At 34.4% G+C, this 22,087-nt stretch carries 16 protein-coding genes and 2 tRNA genes; 12 read left to right on the top strand and 6 right to left on the bottom strand.

Features of this window, described 5'->3' with window-relative positions; genetic code table 11:
- Positions 1–7 precede the first annotated feature (7 nt).
- From ACFS3A_RS22250 to ACFS3A_RS22235, 4 genes are all read left to right on the top strand, one after another.
- Positions 8–1,336, top strand: a complete 1,329-nt coding sequence (locus ACFS3A_RS22250; protein ID WP_379827768.1) for a sensor histidine kinase — start codon at positions 8–10, stop codon at positions 1,334–1,336.
- 106 nt (positions 1,337–1,442) lie between these two features.
- Positions 1,443–1,637, top strand: a complete 195-nt coding sequence (locus ACFS3A_RS22245) for a hypothetical protein (RefSeq protein WP_379827767.1) — start codon at positions 1,443–1,445, stop codon at positions 1,635–1,637.
- A 158-nt stretch (positions 1,638–1,795) separates the two neighbouring features.
- Positions 1,796–3,031, top strand: coding sequence for a metallophosphoesterase (locus ACFS3A_RS22240; RefSeq protein ID WP_379827765.1), 1,236 nt, complete (start codon positions 1,796–1,798; stop codon positions 3,029–3,031).
- 32 nt (positions 3,032–3,063) lie between these two features.
- A complete protein-coding gene (locus ACFS3A_RS22235) occupies positions 3,064–3,408 on the top strand; it encodes a thioredoxin family protein (RefSeq protein WP_379827912.1) in 345 nt (114 codons plus the stop codon).
- Between the two features lie 26 nt (positions 3,409–3,434).
- Here ACFS3A_RS22235 and ACFS3A_RS22230 read toward each other — a convergent pair whose 3' ends face one another.
- The gene (locus ACFS3A_RS22230; protein ID WP_379827763.1) at positions 3,435–4,076 is read right to left on the bottom strand and encodes a polysaccharide deacetylase family protein; all 642 of its coding nucleotides are present in this window, start codon (positions 4,074–4,076) and stop codon (positions 3,435–3,437) included.
- Positions 4,077–4,173: 97 nt separating this feature from the next.
- On the bottom strand, positions 4,174–7,452 hold the full coding sequence (locus tag ACFS3A_RS22225; protein ID WP_379827761.1) for a glycosyltransferase family 117 protein: 3,279 nt from the start codon (positions 7,450–7,452) through the stop codon (positions 4,174–4,176).
- Between the two features lie 245 nt (positions 7,453–7,697).
- Between ACFS3A_RS22225 and ACFS3A_RS22220 the strand changes: the two genes are divergently transcribed.
- Both ACFS3A_RS22220 and ACFS3A_RS22215 read left to right on the top strand, forming a co-directional pair.
- Positions 7,698–7,768, top strand: a tRNA-Gln gene (locus tag ACFS3A_RS22220).
- A 109-nt stretch (positions 7,769–7,877) separates the two neighbouring features.
- Positions 7,878–7,948: transfer RNA gene (locus ACFS3A_RS22215), tRNA-Gln, on the top strand.
- Positions 7,949–8,147: 199 nt separating this feature from the next.
- On the opposite strand, the gene ACFS3A_RS22210 is transcribed toward ACFS3A_RS22215, so the two are convergent.
- From ACFS3A_RS22210 to ACFS3A_RS22200, 3 genes are all read right to left on the bottom strand, one after another.
- The gene (locus ACFS3A_RS22210; protein WP_379827760.1) at positions 8,148–8,969 is read right to left on the bottom strand and encodes a helix-turn-helix domain-containing protein; all 822 of its coding nucleotides are present in this window, start codon (positions 8,967–8,969) and stop codon (positions 8,148–8,150) included.
- 62 nt (positions 8,970–9,031) lie between these two features.
- Positions 9,032–10,453: an aldehyde dehydrogenase family protein gene (locus tag ACFS3A_RS22205; protein WP_379827759.1), complete on the bottom strand. Its 1,422-nt coding sequence runs from the start codon at positions 10,451–10,453 to the stop codon at positions 9,032–9,034.
- Positions 10,454–10,640: 187 nt separating this feature from the next.
- Complete coding sequence (locus ACFS3A_RS22200; RefSeq protein WP_379827758.1) at positions 10,641–11,465, bottom strand: universal stress protein; 825 nt, start codon at positions 11,463–11,465, stop codon at positions 10,641–10,643.
- A 174-nt stretch (positions 11,466–11,639) separates the two neighbouring features.
- Between ACFS3A_RS22200 and rimP the strand changes: the two genes are divergently transcribed.
- From rimP to ACFS3A_RS22180, 4 genes are all read left to right on the top strand, one after another.
- Positions 11,640–12,104, top strand: a complete 465-nt coding sequence (rimP, locus tag ACFS3A_RS22195) for a ribosome assembly cofactor RimP (RefSeq protein ID WP_379827756.1) — start codon at positions 11,640–11,642, stop codon at positions 12,102–12,104.
- A 19-nt stretch (positions 12,105–12,123) separates the two neighbouring features.
- The gene (gene nusA / locus ACFS3A_RS22190) at positions 12,124–13,377 is read left to right on the top strand and encodes a transcription termination factor NusA (protein ID WP_109191786.1); all 1,254 of its coding nucleotides are present in this window, start codon (positions 12,124–12,126) and stop codon (positions 13,375–13,377) included.
- 59 nt (positions 13,378–13,436) lie between these two features.
- Positions 13,437–16,316 carry a translation initiation factor IF-2 gene (gene infB, locus ACFS3A_RS22185; protein WP_379827755.1) on the top strand — a complete coding sequence of 960 codons (2,880 nt, stop codon included), beginning with the start codon at positions 13,437–13,439 and terminating at the stop codon, positions 16,314–16,316.
- Between the two features lie 127 nt (positions 16,317–16,443).
- The gene (locus ACFS3A_RS22180) at positions 16,444–16,953 is read left to right on the top strand and encodes a DUF4920 domain-containing protein (RefSeq protein ID WP_379827754.1); all 510 of its coding nucleotides are present in this window, start codon (positions 16,444–16,446) and stop codon (positions 16,951–16,953) included.
- A 99-nt stretch (positions 16,954–17,052) separates the two neighbouring features.
- On the opposite strand, the gene ACFS3A_RS22175 is transcribed toward ACFS3A_RS22180, so the two are convergent.
- Positions 17,053–17,442, bottom strand: coding sequence for an SPOR domain-containing protein (locus ACFS3A_RS22175; protein ID WP_379827753.1), 390 nt, complete (start codon positions 17,440–17,442; stop codon positions 17,053–17,055).
- Positions 17,443–17,662: 220 nt separating this feature from the next.
- Between ACFS3A_RS22175 and ACFS3A_RS22170 the strand changes: the two genes are divergently transcribed.
- Both ACFS3A_RS22170 and ACFS3A_RS22165 read left to right on the top strand, forming a co-directional pair.
- A complete protein-coding gene (locus tag ACFS3A_RS22170; RefSeq protein ID WP_379827752.1) occupies positions 17,663–18,994 on the top strand; it encodes a c-type cytochrome in 1,332 nt (443 codons plus the stop codon).
- Between the two features lie 32 nt (positions 18,995–19,026).
- Positions 19,027–22,086 (top strand): TAT-variant-translocated molybdopterin oxidoreductase, encoded by a 3,060-nt coding sequence (locus tag ACFS3A_RS22165; protein ID WP_379827751.1) that lies wholly within the window; start codon positions 19,027–19,029, stop codon positions 22,084–22,086.
- Position 22,087: the final 1 nt, after the last annotated feature.

Raw genomic sequence — 22,087 nt, 5'->3', positions numbered from 1 at the left:
AGTTAATGTGAAAATAAAACACCAATTAGCTATTTTTAATGCACTGACAAGATTGTTGGTCATTTTGATTTTGTGGCTGATGCTTCCTATTTTGGTAGAAAATGTTGTTTACCATCATATTAATAATAGTCTTCTGGAGAAAAAGAAGAAATTTATTGAACATTTAAATCCGGAAGAAATTAAAGAGTTTTTAGAAAACCCGGATGATTCAACAGAAACTTTTTCTGAGTTTTCGACACTTCACAGTGAATTTTTAGTGCTTTCGCGTGTTTCAATTAAAGCTCATCAGAAAAAAACAACTTTTAGTAATGAATACAGGGTAATTGAAGGGGAAGAAAACGAATATCGAATCCTGCAACATCATTTTAATTATCAGGGCGAAGATTATCAATTAGAAATCGGAAGTAGTTTGAGCGAAGTAAACGACTTAACTTTTGTGATTCGTTTCTTTATATTGATTGTTTTTGTTGTCATTCTTTTTATCACTTTTTTGGCAGATACTTTTTATATAGAATATCTTCTGAAACCTTTTTACAAAATTATCGATACCAAAATCAGACGTGTAAACGAACCGGAAACCTTTGATCATACTCCAATAAAAGCGGCTTCCAGAGATTTTAGGGAACTTGATTTTGTTTTAAATCAAATGATGGATCGTATTTCGGAAGTTTTTAAAAAGGAGAAACAGTTTATCTCAAATGTTTCGCACGAACTTCTAACGCCAATTGCACTCCTAAAAAACAAATTAGAGAATTTATTGCAGAACGAATCTTTAGATGATAATGCCGTTGATAAAATAGCAGGTTCGTTAAAGACTTTGGATATGCTTAAAAAAATCATCAATAACTTATTGCTCATTTCCAGAATTGATAATAATCAGTATGAGGCAAATGAAGAAATAAATCTTAGCGAAATAGTATCTGATTTGCAGGAAGATCTCCAGGATCGTATTGAGGATAGAGAAATTCAGTTTGAAAACAAGATGCAGGCTAATTTTATCTTTACAGGAAATAAAACTTTAATTCATATTCTGATTTATAATTTAGTAACCAATGCCATAAAATACAACAGACCAAAAGGAAATGTTAGCATTGAGGATGGTTTTACAGAAGAACAATATTTTATTTCGGTAAAAGATTCCGGAATTGGAATGGATGAATCGCAGCTGGAAAAAATATTCAGCAGATTTGCCAGAATTAGTTCAGATCAGGAAGGTCAGGGGTTAGGACTTGCTATTGCACAAAGTATCGCTTCATTTCATCATATTCAAATTAAGGTTGAATCGGTTTTAAACCAGGGAACCACTTTTACATTGTTGTTTGAAAATGCTAATTAAAAGTTAATTTTTTTTGTAAGGCTTTATCTTCATTTTGTCTTCATTTTACGATTCTATCTTTGACTTATAAATAATGAAATAATAATAATCATAAAAATTTAAAGTCATGAAAAAATTAGCAATTTTAGCAGTAGCAGTTCTAGGAACATTCTCAATGGTAAACGCTCAAACTACACCGGCAACACCAGCTCAATCAAAAGAAGTAAAAGTCGCTAAACACGATAAAAAAGGAAACAAAAAAGCCAAAGGCGATAAAAAAGCAGAAGCTGCTGTAAAAACAGAAGCTCCAAAAGCAAAATAAGACAACATTAAGTTGTAAAATTAAATAGTTTTAAAAGGTTGGTAGGTTAAAGCTGAAAGAGGACTCTTTCAGCTTTTTTATTTTTACTGCGTTAAATTTTTTATAATAAAAAGAAATAAAATTTCCATTCTTTGTTACTTTGCTTAAAACTATAACAAATGATCCTTCGTTTTGTAATTCTATGCGCTCTTTTTTTATTTATTGAGTTCTATTCTTATCAGGCTTTTCGAACTTTAATTAAAGTGAGATGGGTTTTAATAAGCTATCAAATTATAAGTGCACTGCTTTTAATTTTTATCATATATTCTTTTTCTCAAATAGATCGTTCAGTTGGACAAACCAAACAATTTATGTTTACAACTGGTTTGATGCTGTTGATTTATGTGCCAAAGATTGTACTTACCTTAATCATGTTTGGAGAGGACATTTTTAGAATTGGGGCTAGTATCCTGAACTATTTTGTTTATAATGCTCCAAGAAAAGAAATGATGCCTGATCGTCGAAAGTTTGTAAGCCAGATTGCTTTAGGTTTGGCTGCGATTCCTTTTTTATCGATAATTTACGGAATATTAGAAGGAAAATATAATTTTAAAGTAATGAAGCAAACGGTATTTTTTCCTGATCTTCCGGATGCTTTTGATGGTTTTAAAATCACTCAGATTTCGGATGTTCATAGTGGTAGTTTTGATAATCCGGAAAAAATAAATTATGCGATTGATTTAATAAATCAGCAAGAATCAGATCTGATTTTGTTTACAGGAGATATAGTAAATACGCATGCTAAAGAAATGCATCCCTGGCTGGACACTTTTAATCGTATTAAAGATTATAAATATGGGAAATTTGCCGTTTTAGGAAATCATGATTACGGGGAATATGTAACCTGGCCTTCTGAAAAAGAAAAAGAGGAAAACTTTAAAGCAATTAAAAATCTGTATGGTCAAATTGGTTTTAAATTGATGTTGAATGAGCATACTTACATTCAAAAAGGCGATGATAAAATCGCACTTATTGGAGTAGAAAACTGGGGTGTAAACTTTAAGAAAGCAGGAGATTTAAATAAAGCTTCTGAAAATGTTCATCAGGACGATTTTAAAATATTAATGAGTCACGATCCGAGCCATTGGGATGCTGAGATTCAGAATCATCCAAAGAATTTTCATTTGACTTTTGCAGGTCATACACATGGTATGCAATTTGGAATTGAAATTCCGGGATATTTCAAATGGAGTCTGGCGCAATACATTTATAAACAATGGGCAGGTCTATACGAAAACGTCGGAAGATACGTTTATGTTAACCGCGGATTCGGTTTTCATGCCTATCCGGGACGAGTTGGTATTATGCCCGAAATAACGGTCATTGAACTAAAAAAAGGCCGTAATGTCGCTTAATTCGTTAAAAATGCTAAATTTGTATTATATTTATTTCTTTTAATAAATTTAAAAAACTTAAAATTTTTGGTTTTATGTCAAAATTTGGAGAACTAATAAATGCTCAGGTTCCAGTGTTAATTGATTTTTACACAGATTGGAATGAATCGTCAGTTTCTATGCATCCTGTTATTAAGGATGTTGCTGCTGCGCTTGGCGATAAAGCCAAAGTAATTAAAATTGATGTCGATAAGAATCAGGAATTGGCAGAAGCGCTTCGTATAAAGGGACTTCCAACTTTAATGATTTATAAAGAAGGACAAATGATCTGGAGGCAATCCGGAGAACTTGATGCGAATACTATAATAGGAATTGTTCAAGAGCAATTTAACGTTTAAATTACTTCCTCTTTATTGATGTTTTTCTAGTGAATAATATCAAATTTATATCCGTTTTCTTTTAAAAAATGCAGTGTTCTTGGTAAAGCGAATCTCAAATTAGGAGAAGCTTTGATGCTGTCATGAAAAACAATCACACTACCGGATTTTACATTTTTAGTCACATTTTCAAGACATTTTTCAGGTGTAATGCTTTGATCAAAATCAGCACTTAGAACATCCCACATTACAATTTTATAGCCTAGTTTTCTTAAAACTTTAGATTGTGCTTTTTTGATCTTTCCATAAGGAGGTCGAAATAATAAACGACGCGGGGCTTTTTCCTGTTCATCTAAAACTTCTGCGCAGTTTTTTACATTTTCGATATATTCATTGGTGTGAATTTTCCATCCATTAACGTGGTTCATGGTGTGGTTTCCAATAGAATGTCCGTCGGTGATTAGTTTTTCAAATAAAGCTAAATTGGCTTTGATGTTTTTTCCAATGCAGAAAAAGGTTGCTTTTGCATCAAATTTTTTCAATTCAGATAAAACCCAGTCTGTAATTTCCGGAGTAGGACCATCATCAAAAGTCAAGTATATTTTCTTTTCATTGTTAGGAATGTCCCAGCAATATTTAGAAAATACCTTTTTGATAAATGAATTCGTTTTTACCCAATAAAAGCTCATCTTGAATTGAATTTACAGTGTATGTAAAATTAAAAAATGCAGCGCTATTTATCAAACAGCGCTGCATTTTTTTAATTGTTAAGATTTTCGTATATTATTATTCTTTTTCACGTCCAAAGCGTTCAAAAACATTTACATAAGTGTTAAATGTCGTTTTATGCTGATTGTAAAAAGAAGTGTCTTTGTTGTCTTGCATTACATGCAATAAGCTTCTGTAACGTTCGATATCAGTGATAATGTCTACAGCTAAATCGGTTTGGTCAGAAGGAGTTAATGTGCTATAGTAATTTAAGTTCTCTTTATATTTCTGAACTAGTTTATTCAAAAGGTCTTGTGCTTTAGCTTTTTCACCCACTTTGTAATAACCATCAGCAAAAGGTTCTACTAAAGAATAGTACCCGAATTTATCTAAAGGCATTTTGGTTATAGCTAAATTAATCACATTTTTAGCCTTGTCAATTTTACCTTCTTCTATTAACTGATTCATTAATCTGGAAAGATTAGTGCGGTATGTAATACTGTTTCTTCTTGTTTCAGGATCATGATAAATATTTCCGTTGCTATTTCCCCAATCCCATTTCATTACAATATCATACATTTTATCAGCATCAATTTGTCCCATATCCAATGGACCTCCGTCTTTAGAAGGAGTGTTTTTCACTGGAACTAATTTATAAACCATTCCGTCTAATTGAAGGTAATCTTTTAACCATAAATAATCTTCATCGTCAAATGCACCTCCACTAAAATAGATTGGTCTTTTCCAATTGTTATTAGCTAAAATGTCAAGCATCATTAAACGGTTTTTGTATAAAGCGCTTCCTTTGATATCAATATCCAGATAAGGAACAATAGAATCATTATATTTAGGATTAACTACTTTGTTTTTAATGATTGCAGCTTTATCAACATTTACTCTGATTTTGTTTGTTGGGTAAAAATGGATTGTTTGTCCGTTCTGTAATCCAACAGTTGATTTAGGGTTTTTAATGAAATCAATAAAATCGGTAATGTTCCAACGAGTATCAATTTTTTGGATATACACAGTATAGTCCAGTCTGTCCCCAACATATTGGTCATGCGTAAAAGAAATAGGAAGCGGATTAGACTCATATGCTTTGGCTTTCATTTGATCAATGTACCAATCTGTCATAAATAAACTTGTATTTACGATCTTAACATCTGTTCTAAAATGCTCAATTTCCTGTGCATACCAGAGAGGGAAAGTATCATTGTCCCCAATTGTAAATAAAATAGCATCTTTATCACAAGAGCTTAAGTACGCTTTAGCCATTGCTACAGCGGTGTATCTTCCGGATCTGTCGTGGTCATCCCAGTTTTGAGCTGCCATTAAAACGGGTGCTGCTAATAAACTTCCTGCAATAATAACCGGACCTGCAATTTTTGGAGCAAGGTATTTCTGTATGCTTTCGTAGAGTGAATAAACTCCAAATCCAATCCAGATGGCAAAAACATAGAATGAACCAACAAGTGCATAATCTCTTTCACGAGGCTCAAAAGGTCTTTCGTTCAAATATATCTTTAACGCAATTCCTGTGAACAAGAATAAAGCTAAAAGTACGTAGAAACTTTTTAAGTCTTTATTGGCGTGGTACATCAAGCCAATTAAACCTAAAATAAACGGAAGGAAATAATAAGCATTGCGTCCTTTGTTGTTTAATACATCTGAAGGTAAATTATCCTGAGATCCTAAGTGAATAGAATCTAAAGGTTTAATACCGCTAATCCAGTTTCCATCTAAGTTATCATATTTCCCCTGAATATCATTTTGACGTCCAACAAAGTTCCACATTAAATATCTCCAATACATGTATCCGAACTGATATTCAAACATAAAACTGAAGTTGTCGGCTGTTGATGGTTTTTCAACTAATAAGTATTTACCATAACTTCTTAAGAATTTTACATAACCTTCATTGTCAATTTGTTTTTGAGCATAGGCATGTCTGAATTCAGAAACTGTTTTTTCAACTTCATTGCGTAATTGAGCTGTTGCTTTGTTGTATTCGTCTTCGCTCAATTGGCTTGCGTCAATTCCATATTCAGCTAAGTCTTCATCGTAATTGTGATTCGGATCAATTCTGAATTTAGGAGGATTGGTAAAGTTGATATAGTTTTGAATATGAGGAGTGTCAGTACTCCACATCCTAGGCAGAATTGCTTTCTGATTATCATCAGAATTTTGTTCTGCATTTTTATAATTATTGGTAATAATGTATTTACCTGTTTTATAATCTCTTTCGTAGTTTGGTTTTTTGTCTAAATAAGGGGTTTTAGCATCAAGACCGGCAAAAAGTTCAGTGTATTGAGGTCCATAAAATAAAGGATTTACACCATATTGCTCACGATTATAATAAGCCAGAACCTCAGTGGCATCTGATGGTTTGTTCTCATTAATGACTGTGTTGGCATTTGCACGAACCGGAAGCATCAACCAGGTTGAGAAACCGATCAGGATAAATAAAATACACAATATAATAGTGTTGTAAAATATTAAGCCTTTTTGTTTGGTGAATTTTAAACCGAAATAGAAGAACGCTACAAATAATAAGGCTACAAATATGGTTCCGGAGTTAAACGGAAGTCCCATGCTGTTTACCATAAAAATTTCGGTTTTTCCGAAAAATGCCATCGTTAATGGAAGAAGTAATTTGAAAATAAATAACAAGATTCCAATAACAACTACATTAGCTATAAGAAAGTTTTTAATAGTAACTTTTTCGTAGTGTTTAAAATAGTATAAGAATCCGATTGAAGGAATGGTTAGAAGAGCCATGAAATGAACTCCAAATGAAAGTCCGACAACCAAAGAAATAATTAAAAGCCATTTATTTCCTTTTGGTTTGTCCATGTCTTGCTCCCAACGTAAACCAAGCCAGAAAAGCAAAGCAATTAATAAAGATGCCATAGCATAAACTTCGGCTTCTACGGCATTAAACCAGAAACTATCAGAGAATGTATAAGCTAAAGCACCAACAAAAGAGCTTCCTAAAATAACAACTGAATTGTTTTGGTCAATCTCAGCAAAACGAGCCACAATCTTTTTTAAGATCATAGAAGAAGACCAGAACATAAATAATATGGTAAATGCACTAGAGAAAACAGACATCATGTTAACCATTACTGCTACATGCTGTGCATCTATTGCAAACATTGCAAAAAATGCGCCCATCATTTGGAATAGAGGAGCTCCTGGTGGGTGACCTACTTCAAGTTTGGCTGCGGTAGCAATATATTCCCCGCAATCCCAAAAGCTCATTGTAGGTTCAACTGTTAATGTGTAGGTAATTAAAGCGATTGCAAATGCAAACCAACCAATAATTGTATTCCATTTATTGAAATTGAATTGTGCCATATTTAGGTGTTAAAAATTTGAAAGTTTTCTATCCTACAAAGAAAATGTTTTTTTATGTAAAGATTCGAGCATTAACAAAAAATTCTATAAAACTATCGGGAGGTACTAATTTGTTGTGTATGAAGTGCTTCACGAATTAATGGGAAATTTGAAGTGAAAAAAAACTTAAAAAATGATTTTTTTTGGTTAAAAAGTTTGCACAAACTAAATAAAGCCTTAAATTTGCACTCGCTTTAGAGTACTGCTGGTCTATGGTGTAATGGTAACACTACGGTTTTTGGTGCCGTCTTTCTAGGTTCGAGTCCTAGTAGACCAACAGAAAAGCCTCTCAGAAATGAGAGGCTTTTTTTTATTTAAAAAAGTTTCTTTAAAAATTTGCATAAATTAAATAAAGTTTTAATTTTGCACCCGCTTAACCGCACTGCTGGTCTATGGTGTAATGGTAACACTACGGTTTTTGGTGCCGTCTTTCTAGGTTCGAGTCCTAGTAGACCAACAGAAAAGCCTCTCAGAAATGAGAGGCTTTTTTTATGGCGTAAACTGAGAGGTGTATTTTTTGTTTTTCTGATTCTTTTTTGCCGCAAAGGATGTTAAGGTATAAGAAAAGTGTGCTAAGTATTTTTTTTAAAGAAGGGAAAGTTAGTAAGGCTTTGTTAATGAGGTTTTTGAATTTTATTTTAGCATAGCCCGAGGTTTCAGCTACGGGAAACGTATTTGTGATTTAAAGAGGAGGGGACAATTCCGAATTTCTTTTTAAAGGAAAATGAAAAATGAGATAAGTCTTCAAAGCCAACTCCGATATAAACTTCTGAAGGTGGTTTTCCCTGGCTGATGAGATAGTAAGCTTCCTGAAGTCTTTTGTTTAAAAGCCATTTTCCGGGTGTTTCCTGAAATACTTTCTGGAAATCTCTTTTAAAAGTTGCTAAGCTTCTTCCTGTCAAATAAGCGAATCGTTGCATTTGTACATTGAAATGGAAATTTTTATTCATAAAAGCTTCCAAATCAATCTTGCCGGGTTCGTTAAAATCAAATAAAATATCTTTCAATTCCGGATTGACTTTTAGTAAAAGATGAACGGCTTCTTTGATTTTTAAATTAAATAAAGTTTCGTTGTTTTCCTGTTCGACTTCGAGATAAGATAATAAAGATTCCATGAAAGATTGATAAAGCGGATTTGGAGTTAATGAAAACATAGCTTCAGAATCGACTTTTTTGTGGGCTGTATAATTATATTCTTTGCTGATTTCACGTAAAATTTCCCGATCCAAAAAAAGAGAAATCGTTTTAAATTCTCCTCCTTCAGGTGGGATTTTAGTAAACTTTGCTAAATGATTTCTTCTGCTAAAACGAAAATCTCCCGGTTTGGAATGAAAAGTATTTTTGTTGTCCGCAGCAATCATTTCGCCTGAAATCTGATAGCTGAAAACATGTTCGGGTATAAAATGTTCGCCTTCGCGACTACGTGAATAGTAGCACGAGTAAAGGATTTTCGGTTTTGTGCTGGTTTTTGTACTCATATTGTAAAGTTACTAAAAGATCCGAAAAATCTTTTTTAAAGAAATCTTCCGGATCTTTGAAATTAGTTTTGTTGAATTAGTGCTTTAGGTTCCAGATAAGCTTCGAGTCCTAATACTCCGAATTCGCGACCAATACCAGATTGTTTAAATCCTCCAAACGGAGCCATTGGGTCGTGTCCGATTCCGTTTATTTGAACTCTTCCGGCATTAATCTGTGATGCTACACGATGAGCTCTTTTAGGGTCAGATGAACTTACATATGCTTGTAATCCGTAATTAGTGTCGTTGGCGATTTCGATTGCTTCTTCTTCTGTTTTGTAAGTTATAATAGATAGTACAGGCCCGAATATTTCTTCCTGTGCAATTCGCATTTTGTTATTTACGTTGATGAAAACAGTTGGTTTTACGAAATTTCCTTTTTCTAATCCGTCAGGTTTTCCTAATCCGCCGGTTAAAATTTGCGCACCTTCATTAATTCCGATTTGAATATAATCCTGAACACGATTGAATTGTTTTGTACTTACCATTGGACCGACAGCTGTGTTTGGATTTTTTGGATCGCCGACAATTATGTTTGAAATGACTTCTTTAATAATATGTTTGGTTTCTTCTGATTTGCTTTCTGGAATCAATAATCTTGTTCCGGCAATGCAGGCTTGACCACTGTTCATGAACGCGGCGATTATGGCCAATGGAATTGCTTTTGATAAATCGGCATCATCCAGAATGATATTTGGGGATTTTCCACCAAGTTCAAGTGTAACACGTTTCATGGTATTTACGGCTTCTTTGGCAATGATTTTTCCAACGGTTGTTGATCCTGTGAAAGAAATTTTTGCTACATCTGGATTTTGGCTAATTTCTGCTCCAACAATTTCTCCTAATCCATTGACAATATTAAAAACACCTTTTGGAAGATTTGCTTCATGCAGGCATTCTGTTATTAATTGTGTTTGTTGTGCACTCATTTCACTTGGTTTTATAACGACTGTACATCCAGCGGCAATTGCGGTTGAAAGTTTGCTGCAGATGAATCCGTTGCTGGAATTCCATGGAATGATAATTCCAACAACGCCAATTGGTGTCATTTGAACTTCTGATTCTCCCATTGTTTTAGTAAAATCGTAAGTTTTTAGTAATTCAATGGCTGAGTCAAAACTTTTTTGCATATAAATGAAGCTATTAGATGCGAATTGAAAAGTTCCTCCATATTCTTCTGTTACTACGTCAATAAGTTCATCTTTTCTTTTTTCTATTGCGATTTTGATATTTTCAAGATATTTAATTCTTTCAATTGTTGTTGTTTTAGAGAAAGTTTTAAAAGCGATTTTGGCTGCGTTAATTGCTTTTTGTGTGTCTTCGGTGTTTCCTAAAAGTACTTCTCCTAGTTTTTCGTTTGTCGTTGGGCTAATAAGGTTAAAATATTCTGTTCCTTTTGGAGTAACAAATTCTCCATTGATGTAAATTTTGTCTATTGTTTTCATGATAGTTGTTTTAATGAATTTTTATTTGACAAATTTCTTTATTAATTATGCTGATAACTTTGTTGTAAAGCTCAAATTGGCTTTGTTGTAAAGCTCATTTTACATTGTTGGAATTTGAGTGAAAAAATCGTGCATAAAAAAAGCCTCTCATTTGAGAAGCTTTTTAAAAATATTTGAAAATGATATTTTATATTTTTAAGGTAATTACGGGTCTTACAGCGTGATTGACTAATCCTTCGCTAATGCTTCCGTTAAAGAAATGTGCAAAACCAGTTCTGCCATGTGTGCACATTCCAATGATATCTGCATTTATTCTGTTGGCAAAATTAATAATCCCTTTTTCGATGTTCGTGTCGTTGTAAATTTGAGTAGTGTAATTGCTGATTTTAAATTGGTCAACGAATTCATTTATTGCTTCTTCTGCAACATGTGTTGGTTTAAAGCTGTTTGGTGTGCATATATTGACAAGATGTATTTTTGAATCAAATAATTTAGTAAAACCTAAAAGCTTTTCAAAAGGCTTTTTTGCTTCTTCTGAAAAATCAGATGCGAATACAACATTGGCTGCGTTAAAGTTTGAAATGTCTTTTTTAATTACTAAAACAGGAATTTCTGAATTGCGAACTACTTTTTCTGTATTAGAGCCAATTAATAATTCTTCAACACCTGAAGAACCATGGGATCCCATTATGATTAAGTCGATATCATGTTCTTTGCTTATTTGTGTAATTCCGTGAATAGGTTTGTCCATTTTTACGATTTCGGTTACCTCGATTCCATCCAGATAAGGTTTTTCAGAAATCTTATCAAGCATTTCATTCGCTTTTTTCATAAAAAGCATGCTTTCAGGAATGCTTATTCCTCCTAAAATAGCATCATTTGTTTGATGCGGTAATTCAAGCATGTGCAGGATAATGATTTCAGAATTGTTTTTTTTGGCGATTTGAGCAGCCACTTTTAAGGCGTCTTCTGCGTGTTCTGAAAAATCGGTAGGTACTAGAATTCGTTTCATGATTTTGAGGGTTGATAATATGAATAATTCAGTTTTTGAATGCTCTTATAAAGATAAGAAATATTTTTAGAGCAATCAATTTATTTGATTTATAAAAAAAACACTATATTTGCACTGTTATTTATTAAAATCTAAATAATGAGGGGACTAAGTGTCCCCTCTTTTTATAAAATTATGACATTTAAAGAAAAAGTAAACGGATTAATTACAGAAGCTCTTCTGGAAAAACCATCAATCTTTTTGGTTGATTTGGCAGTTTCGGATTCTTTTAAAATTAGTGTCGGTTTAGACGGAGATAATGGGGTGGCGCTACAGGACTGTATTGACGTAAGTCGTGCAATCGAGAATAATCTGGATCGTGAAGAGCAGGATTTTTCCCTTGAAGTAGCATCAGTTGGAGTAGGGACACCTCTTAAAATGATAAGACAATACAAGAAAAATATAGGTAGAACGCTGATTGTTACTACAAATACAGAAAAAATCGAAGCAGAATTGGTTGAAGCTAACGATGTTTTCATAATTTTGTCTTGGAAAGCAAGAGAACCGAAAAAAGTAGGAAAAGGAAAAGAAACAGTTCAAAAAGAGCAACAAATACCTTATATAGAAATTAAAGAGGCAGTTGTTACGGTAACATTTTAATTTTAATTAAAAAATTCGCATGGAAAATTTAGCATTAATCGATTCATTCTCAGAGTTTAAAGACAATAAACTTATTGATCGTGTAACGCTTATGGCAATTTTAGAGGACGTATTTAGAAATGCATTGAAGAAAAAATACGGTTCAGATGAAAATTTCGATATCATTATTAATCCTGACAAAGGGGATATGGAAATTTGGAGAAGAAGAGTAATTGTTGCCGATGAGGATCTTGATTTTGAAAATGAGGAAATTACATTGACTGAAGCAAGAAAGATTGAAGCGGATTTTGAAATTGGTGAAGAGGTTTCTGAGGAAGTAAAATTGATTGATTTAGGAAGAAGAGCTATCTTAGCGCTTCGCCAGAATCTAATATCTAAAATTCACGAACACGATAATACGAATTTATACAAACAGTTTAAAGATATTATCGGAGATATTTATACAGCAGAAGTGCATCATGTGCGTCCAAGAGTTGTGATCTTGGTTGATGATGAAGGAAATGAAATTGTACTTCCGAAAGAAAAACAAATTCCATCTGACTTTTTCCGTAAAGGAGATAATGTTCGTGGAATTATAGAAAGCGTTGAATTAAAAGGAAATAAACCTCAAATTATTATGTCTAGAACTTCAGAAAAGTTCTTAGAAAAATTATTTGAACAGGAAATTCCAGAAGTTTTTGACGGATTAATTACTGTGAAAAACGTAGTTCGTATTCCTGGTGAAAAAGCAAAAGTAGCTGTTGATTCTTATGATGACAGAATTGATCCGGTTGGAGCTTGTGTGGGAATGAAAGGTTCTCGTATTCACGGAATTGTTCGCGAATTAGGAAATGAAAATATTGATGTAATCAATTATACAAACAATATTCAATTATTTATAACAAGAGCTTTAAGTCCTGCTAAAGTTTCTTCTATCAAAATTGATGAAGATAACAAAAGAGCTGAAGTGTTCTTGAAATTAGAAGAGGTTTCTAAAGCAATCGGTAGAGGTGGTCACAATATCAAATTAGCTGGTCAGTTGACAGGTTATGAGTTAGATGTTATTCGTGAAGGAGATGTTGCCGGTACTGTTGCAGATGAAGACGATGTTGAATTAACAGAGTTCTCAGATGAGATCGAAGAGTGGGTAATTGAAGAGTTTGCAAAAATCGGTTTAGATACAGCAAAAAGTATCTTGAAACACGATGTAGAAGATTTAGTAAGAAGAACAGATTTAGAAGAGGAGACAATTCTGGATGTTATGAAAATACTAAAAGAAGAGTTTGATAGTTAAGCAATAGCTGAATGTCTGCTCTAACAACACAACGAAAAAGGTAATAATAAAAAGGTTATATGTCTGAAGAGAGAGTAATAAGAATAAACAAGGTTTTAAGGGAATTAAATATTTCGTTAGAAAGAGCTGTAGATTATCTAAAAGATAAGGGAATTGCTATTGATGCAAATCCAAATGCAAAAATTTCTGATAGCGAGTTTAATATCCTTCAAAGCCAATTTGCGGGCGATAAGGGGAATAAGGAGGCTTCAAAAGAGGTTGGAGAAGAAAAAAGAAAAGAAAAAGAAGCATTACGTGTAGAGCGTGAGAAAGAAATTGAGGACAAACGCAGACAAGAAGAAGAGCGTCAAAAGCAGCAGGAAATAATTAAAGCGAGAGCTGTTGTTTCCGGACCTGTACAAGTTGGTAAAATTGACCTGAATCCGAAAAAACCAGCGATTACTCCTTCTGAGGAAACAGCTAAAGTTGAAGAACCAAAAGTTGTTGCTGCACCAGTGCAGACTGAAAAACCTGTTCAGAATGAAACTGTGAAAGCGGAGCCAGTTGTTTCGCAACCAGTTTCTGAAACGAAAAAGGATGAACCTATTATTACTGAGAAAAAAGAAGTTAAAGCAGAATCTTCTAAAGTGGCGCAGGAACCAATCGTGTCAACTGATCCAACAACTTCAGAAGAGACGATTACTACTCAATATCAGAAACTTTCAGGAACAACTCTTACAGGTCAGACAATTGATTTATCTCAATTTAACAAACCTAAGAAAAAGAAAGAAGATCCGAAAGCGGCTCAAAATAAACCTGGTACTCCGGGGGTAGGGAATAATAATAACGCTAACAAGAATAAGCGTAAAAGAATTGCTCCTAAACCGGGCGCTCCTGGTGCGCCAAAACCTGCTACAGGTAATAATGCGCCTGGAACTCCAAACCCAAATAAAATTACTCCTAATAATAATGGTGGAGGTTTTAATGCGAACAGAAGCCAAAGACCTGGTTTCGTAAAAGGAAATCGTCCTGCGATTGTAGCTAAGGTTGAGCCAACAGAAGAAGAAGTAAAAAACCAAATTAGAGAAACTCTTGAAAAACTTCAGGGTAAAGGAGGTAAATCTAAAGCGGCAAAATATAGAAGAGATAAAAGAGAAACACACCGTCAGAAATCTGATGATGAGCAAAGAGCACTTGACGAAGGAAGTAAAACAATCAAAGTTACAGAGTTCGTTACTGTAGGTGAAATTGCAATCATGATGGATGTGCCGATTACTAAAGTAATTGGAACTTGTATGTCTCTTGGAATCATGGTAACCATGAATCAGCGTTTAGATGCTGAAACTTTAACAATTGTTGCTGATGAGTTTGGTTACGATGTTGAATTTATTACAGTAGATATCGAAGAAGCGATTGAAGTTGTAGAAGACAGAGAAGAAGATTTAGTAACAAGAGCGCCAATTGTGACGGTAATGGGTCACGTTGACCATGGTAAAACATCTTTACTGGATTATATTCGTAAAGAAAATGTTATTGCTGGTGAATCTGGAGGTATTACTCAGCACATTGGAGCATACGGAGTTACTTTGGATAACGGACAAAAAATTGCATTCTTAGATACTCCTGGTCACGAGGCGTTTACTGCGATGCGTGCGCGTGGAGCTCAGGTTACGGATATTGCAATTATTGTGGTAGCAGCGGATGATGATATCATGCCACAAACAAAAGAGGCGATTTCTCACGCACAAGCGGCGGGAGTGCCAATTATATTTGCAATCAATAAAATTGATAAACCAAATGCGAATGTTGATAAAATTAAAGAGCGTTTGGCTGGTATGAATTTACTTGTTGAAGATTGGGGTGGAAAAATTCAGTCACATGATATTTCTGCAAAAGTTGGAACAGGTGTAAAAGAACTATTGGAGAAGGTTTTATTAGAAGCAGAGATTTTAGATTTGAAAGCAAATCCAAATAAAGCGGCCCAGGGAACTGTTGTAGAAGCTTATTTGGACAAAGGAAAAGGATATGTATCTACAATTTTAGTACAACAAGGTACTTTGAAAATTGGAGACTACATGTTGGCAGGGAAGCATCATGGAAAAGTTAAAGCGATGCATGATGAAAGAGGGCATACTGTTTTAGAGGCAGGTCCTTCAACTCCGGTATCTGTTTTAGGTTTGGATGGTGCGGCAACAGCTGGTGATAAGTTCAATGTATTTGAAGATGAAAAAGAAGCAAAACAAATTGCATCTAAACGTTCTCAATTAATGCGTGAGCAGTCAGTTCGTACACAAAGACATATTACACTGGACGAGATTGGTCGTCGTATTGCACTTGGTCAGTTTAAAGAGTTGAATGTAATTCTTAAAGGAGACGTTGATGGATCTGTTGAAGCGCTTTCTGATTCGTTCTCTAAACTTTCTACAGAAGAAGTTCAAATCAATATTATCCATAAAGGAGTTGGAGCGATTACAGAAACTGATGTTAACCTGGCTTCTGCATCTGATGCGATTATTATTGGATTTAATGTTCGTCCTGCAGGAAATGCTAGACAGCTTGCTGATAAGGAAGAAATTGATATCCGTTACTATTCTATTATCTATGCTGCTATCGATGACTTGAAAGATGCGATGGAAGGAATGTTGGCGCCGGAGATGAAAGAAGAAGTTTTAGGTAATGCTGAAATTCGCGAGATTTTCAAAATTTCTAAAGTGGGTTCAATTGCTGGATGTATGGTAACAGACGGTAAAATCTTAAGAACTTCTAAGATTAGAGTTATTAGAGATGGAGTTGTAGTTCATACAGGTGAATTAGTTGCTTTAAAACGTTTTAAAGATGATGTTAAAGAAGTAACTAAAGGTTATGATTGTGGTATTCAAATTAAAGGGTTTAATGATATCGAAATCAATGATGTTATAGAGGCTTACCATGAGGTAGCAATCAAAAAGAAATTGAAATAATATTGAAATATATTTAAAAAGTCCTGACGAAAGTTGGGACTTTTTTTTGCTTATTTATAAAATAGTCATGCAATAATCGATTGTCAAATTTTAGTCTTATTTTTGGTTTAAATTAAATTTATACAATATGAAATTGAGAATATATACTGCTGTTTTGTTTTTAAGTTTTTCTTCTTTTTGTTTTGCACAAGAAGATGTTGAAAAGCCGGCACCGCCACCTGGCGATGCGTTAGTTGGGGATTATTATGGGGCGGATGTTTCAGGTTTATCACAGAAGAATGCGATTTCTGTTGATCAGTTAGAAGATAAACTAAAGACGGATAAAAAGATTGAGAATATAGCTGTTAAAGGAGAGGTAACAGGAGTTTGTCCAAAAAGGGGTTGTTGGATTAGTCTTAAAACAGAAGATGGTTCTTCTTTTTTTGTAAAAATGAAGGATTATGCTTTTTTTGTGCCAACAGCGGCTAAAGGGAAAAAGGTGGTTTTAGTGGGCAATGCTGAAAGAAAAATTACATCTGTAGAGGAGTTGAAGCATTATGCGAAGGATGCTAAAAAATCGAAAGCAGAAATAGATGCGATAACTACTCCAAAGGAGGAAATACGCTTTTTAGCGAATGGAATTAAAGTAGTGAACTAAAAGCAAAAGTGCTTTAAGATTTGGCTTTAGGCGGAGTTTTTTTATAGGATTTAATGAAAAAAGCGAGATGAAAATCTCGCTTTTTTTGTTTTTAGAGGTTTATTTTCCTGGTTTTAAAAGGAAAACGCTTTTGTATCTATTTCTGATGTCTGCCAGATTTCTTTCAGCTTCAATTCTGGTTTTAAAATTGCCTACTATTACTTTATAGTTTGGTGTGCTAAAAATGATGGTTCCGTCAATACTTGGATTTTCTCTTTTGAAATCTGAAAGTGTTTTTTTTGCTTCGTCGCTTTTACCACTAAAGATTTGGATTCTGTAAGTGTCGTTTGTATTTATTGACGTGTTAATTTTACGCTTCTCGTTTAACAATTGCTCGAATTTGGAATCTTGATTCAATGTTAAATTTTGGTCTTGCGCGTTAATATTGTGCGCAAAGGCAATCGTTGTAATTGTTAATAAAAGGTTTTTCGAGGGACTTAAAATTCTCATAATGTGATGGTTTTTATGCAAAAATACTATTTAAAGTTTGAGTGTAAAATTTTAATATTATTTAGAATTGATATAAATTGATATTTAAGGGTATTTTAAGGTTTTGAGAATAGTTCATAAGTCGTATTTTTGTGCAAGTTTTAAAAGAGGGTATAGATTTTTCCTGAGTTTTATACAGAAAAAATCATACCAAAAATTAGTAGACAATTATTTATACTATATGAAAAAGGTGGGTAACCATAATTCGATCTCAAGAAAATTGCTGTTTGGCTTATCGCTGACGTTAATTTTCTCCCTAACTTCATTCGCTCAAGATCCTGCTGCTGCTCCGGCGGCACCTGAAGCTGCGGCTGCTGCTCCAGCTGCGGGAGGCGGTGATCCAGTAAAAGGGAAAGAACTTTTTAATGCAAATTGCGCTGCATGTCACAAATTAGATGCTAAATCAACAGGTCCGGCTTTAAGAGGGGTTGCTGATAAGCATGATAAAGCTTGGATTTACAAGTGGGTGCATAACAGTTCTGACATGATTAAGTCAGGTGATGCTGTTGCGGTTAAACTTTTTGAGGAAAACAACAAAGCAGTGATGACTTCTTTTCCTCAATTGTCTGAAGGAGATATTGATAATATTTTAGCTTATACTTCTCAGCCTAAAGCTGAGCCTGCTGTGACTCCTGGTACTGTTCCTCCGGGGCAAAAAGTTGATGGTGGCGGAATTTCAAATAATATTATTTTAGGAGCTCTTGCTCTTGTAATGGCTATTTTGGTTGTGATGTTGTTCATGGTGAACAAAGTATTAACTAAAGTTGCAAATAAAAACGGTATTGAAGTAGCTCCAAAAGAGGCGAGAACTCCAATTTGGAAAGCTTTCGTTAAAAATCAATTTTTGGTTTTAGTGACTTCTATCTTTTTGCTTTTGGCAAGTGGTTATTTTGTATACGGTTACTTAATGCAAGTGGGTGTAGATCAGAATTATGAGCCAATTCAGCCAATTCACTATTCTCACAAAATTCACGCTGGTGATAACGAAATCAATTGTAAATATTGCCACTCTGCTGCTCGTGTAAGTAAAACAGCTGGTATTCCTTCGTTAAATGTTTGTATGAACTGTCATAAAAACATTTCTGAAGTTGCTGAAACTACTGCTACTCCTGAGTACAGCAAAGCTTTTTACGATGCTCAAATCCAAAAATTATATGATGCTGTTGGATGGGATAAGACTAAACAGGCTTATACTGGAAAAACAATGCCTGTAAAATGGGTTCGTATTCATAATCTTCCTGACTTTGTTTATTTCAATCACTCACAACACGTTTCTGTTGCTGGAATTGAATGTCAAACTTGTCATGGTCCGGTACAAGAATTTGAAATCATGAAGCAATACTCTAAATTAACAATGGGATGGTGTGTTGATTGCCATAGAAAAACTGATGTTAAAATGGAAGGTAACGCTTACTATGATAAGATTCATGCTGAGCTTTCTAAAAAATACGGTGTAGAGAAATTAACTGCAGCGCAAATGGGAGGTTTAGAATGCGGTAAATGCCACTATTAATCGATTTATTAAGATTTTAATATATATATACAATGTCATCAAACAAAAAATACTGGAAAAGTGTTGAGGAGCTAGAAAACAGCTCTATTGTTGAGGCGCTTAGAAATAACGAATTTGTTGAAGAAATTCCTACTGATGAGTTTTTAGGTAACGCTGAGGCTTTATCTACATCTGGGACTTCACGTCGTGACTTTTTAAAGTACGTAGGGTTTAGTACTGCAGCTGTTACTTTAGCTGCTTGCGAAGGTCCGGTTCACAAGTCTATCCCTTATGTATTACAACCAGAGCAAATCATTCCTGGTGTTGCAGATTATTATGCAACTACCGTTTTTGATGGTTTTGATTTTGCAAACCTTTTGGTTAAAACTCGTGAGGGTCGTCCAATTAAAATTGAAAACAATACAATTGCAGGAGCTAAATTTGCTGCAAATGCCAGAATTCATGCATCTATCTTAGGATTGTATGATAGTGGTCGTTTGCAAGAGCCAAAAGTAGAGGGTAAAAATTCTACTTGGTCTGCGGTTGATTTAAAAATCAAATCAAGTTTAGCTGATGCAAAAGCTAAAGGTGGTCAGGTTGTATTGTTAACTAATACTTTAGCAAGTCCATCTACAGAGAAATTAATTGCTGAGTTTATTGCTAAAAATCCAAACGCTAAGCATGTTGTTTATGATGCAGTTTCTTCATCAGAAGCTTTAGATGCTTTTGAAGCTGTATATGGTCAAAGAGCCTTGGTTGATTATGATTTCTCAAAGGCTTCTTTAATTCTATCTGTTGGTGCTGATTTCTTAGGAGACTGGCAAGGTGGTGGATATGATTCTGGATATGCTAAAGGACGTATTCCTCAAAATGGAAAAATGTCTCGTCACTTCCAGTTTGAATCAAATATGACATTATCTGGAGCTGCTGCTGATAAGCGTGTTCCAATGACTACGGCTGCTCAAAAACAAGCTTTAGTTCAAATTTATAATATTATTGCAGGTGCTTCTGTTCCTGTGGCTTTAGAAGGAAATGCTAAAGCTGAAGTAGTTAAAGCTGCACAACAACTTAAAGCTGCTGGATCAAAAGGAGTTTTAGTATCTGGAATTGAAGATAAAAATGCCCAATTATTAGTTTTAGCTATCAATCAGATATTGGCTAGTGAAGCTTTTAGTACTGCTGGAGCAAGACAAATTAGAAAAGGTTCTAATGCTGTTGTTTCTCAGTTGATTAAAGATTTGAATGCAGGAAGTGTTCATACTTTGATTATGAGTGGTGTAAATCCAGTTTATACATTAGCTGATTCAGAGGCTTTCGTTTCTGGATTGAAAAAAGTTAAAACTTCTGTTGCTTTTGCATTAAAAGAAGATGAGACTGCTTCAGTTGTTACTGTTGCTGCTCCTGCTCCTCATTATTTAGAGTCTTGGGGTGACGTTGAAATAACTAGCGGTACTTATAGTTTAACGCAACCAACTATTCGTCCTATTTTCAATACAAAACAATTTCAGGATGTTTTATTGTCATTGAATGGTACTGCAGGTACTTTCTATGATTACTTAAAAACTAATTCTGCTGCTTTTACTGCGGGATCTTCTTGGAATAAAGTATTGCATGATGGTGTAGCGGTTGTTGGAGTTACAGCTTTGTCTGGAGGTGCTATTGATGCTGCTTCTGCTGCAAATGCTGTTTCAAAATCAAAACCAGCTGGGGAGTATGAGTTAGTATTATACACTAAAACAGGTTTAGGGGATGGACAACATGCAAACAACCCTTGGTTGCAAGAGTTTCCAGATCCAATTACAAGAGTTTCTTGGGATAACTATGTAACAGTTTCTAATGCTGATGCTAAAAAAATCGGTTTATCTAATGAAATCGTTGCAAATGGTGGTTTAAATGGTAGTTATGCTACTATTACTACTGCTGATGGAGTGAAATTAGAAAATGTTCCGGTTATTGTTCAGCCAGGTCAGGCAGTCGGAACTATTGGTTTAGCTGTTGGTTATGGACGTAAAGCTTCTTTAAAAGAAGAAATGCAAGTAGGTTTAAATGCTTACGCTTTATATAAAGGATTTAATGGTGTTCAGTCTGTATCTATCGTTAAAGCTTCTGGAGAACATGAGTTTGCTTGTGTTCAGGGTCAGAAAACATTAATGGGTAGAGGAGATATCATTAAAGAAACTACTTTAAAAATATTCAATACTGAAGATGCAGAACATTGGAATGAAAAGCCAATGGTATCTTTAGATCACCAGGAAGTGGAAGCTACTACGGTTGACCTTTGGGAGTCGTTTGATCGTACAACTGGTCACCACTTTAATCTTTCAATTGACTTAAATGCTTGTACTGGTTGTGGGGCTTGTGTTATTGCTTGTCACGCTGAGAACAACGTTCCTGTTGTAGGTAAAGCTGAAGTTAGAAGAAGCCGTGATATGCACTGGTTACGTATCGATAGATACTATTCTTCTGAAAGTACTTTCGAAGGTGATAATGAAAGAAAAGAAGGAATTGCTGGTTTATCTAGTTCATTGTCTACATTCAATGAAATGGAAAAACCTGGAGATAATCCACAAGTTGCATTCCAGCCAGTAATGTGTCAACACTGTAATCACGCACCTTGTGAGACAGTTTGTCCGGTAGCAGCTACATCTCATGGTCGTCAGGGTCAAAACCACATGGCTTATAACAGATGTGTTGGTACTCGTTATTGTGCAAACAACTGTCCTTATAAAGTACGTCGTTTTAACTGGTTCTTGTACAACAAAAACAGTGAATTCGATTATCATATGAATGACGATTTAGGTCGTATGGTATTAAATCCAGATGTAAATGTTCGTTCTCGTGGTGTTATGGAAAAATGTTCTTTCTGTATCCAAAGTACTCAAGCTGTAATTCTTAAGGCAAAACGTGAAGGTAGAGTAGTGGCAAAAGATGAGTTCAACAATGCTTGTGCTTGTTCTGCTGCTTGTTCTTCTGGAGCTATGGTCTTCGGAGACGTTAATGATAAAGAAAGTGAAGTTGCTAAACTTGCTGAAAGCGAAAGAGCATATCACTTATTAGAGCATGTGGGTACAAAACCAAATGTTTTCTATCATGTAAAAGTTAGAAATACTTAGT

Source organism: Flavobacterium notoginsengisoli, assembly GCF_042686225.1.
Taxonomy (GTDB): Bacteria; Bacteroidota; Bacteroidia; order Flavobacteriales; family Flavobacteriaceae; genus Flavobacterium; species Flavobacterium notoginsengisoli.
This window is presented reverse-complemented; position numbering and strand designations above follow the sequence as displayed.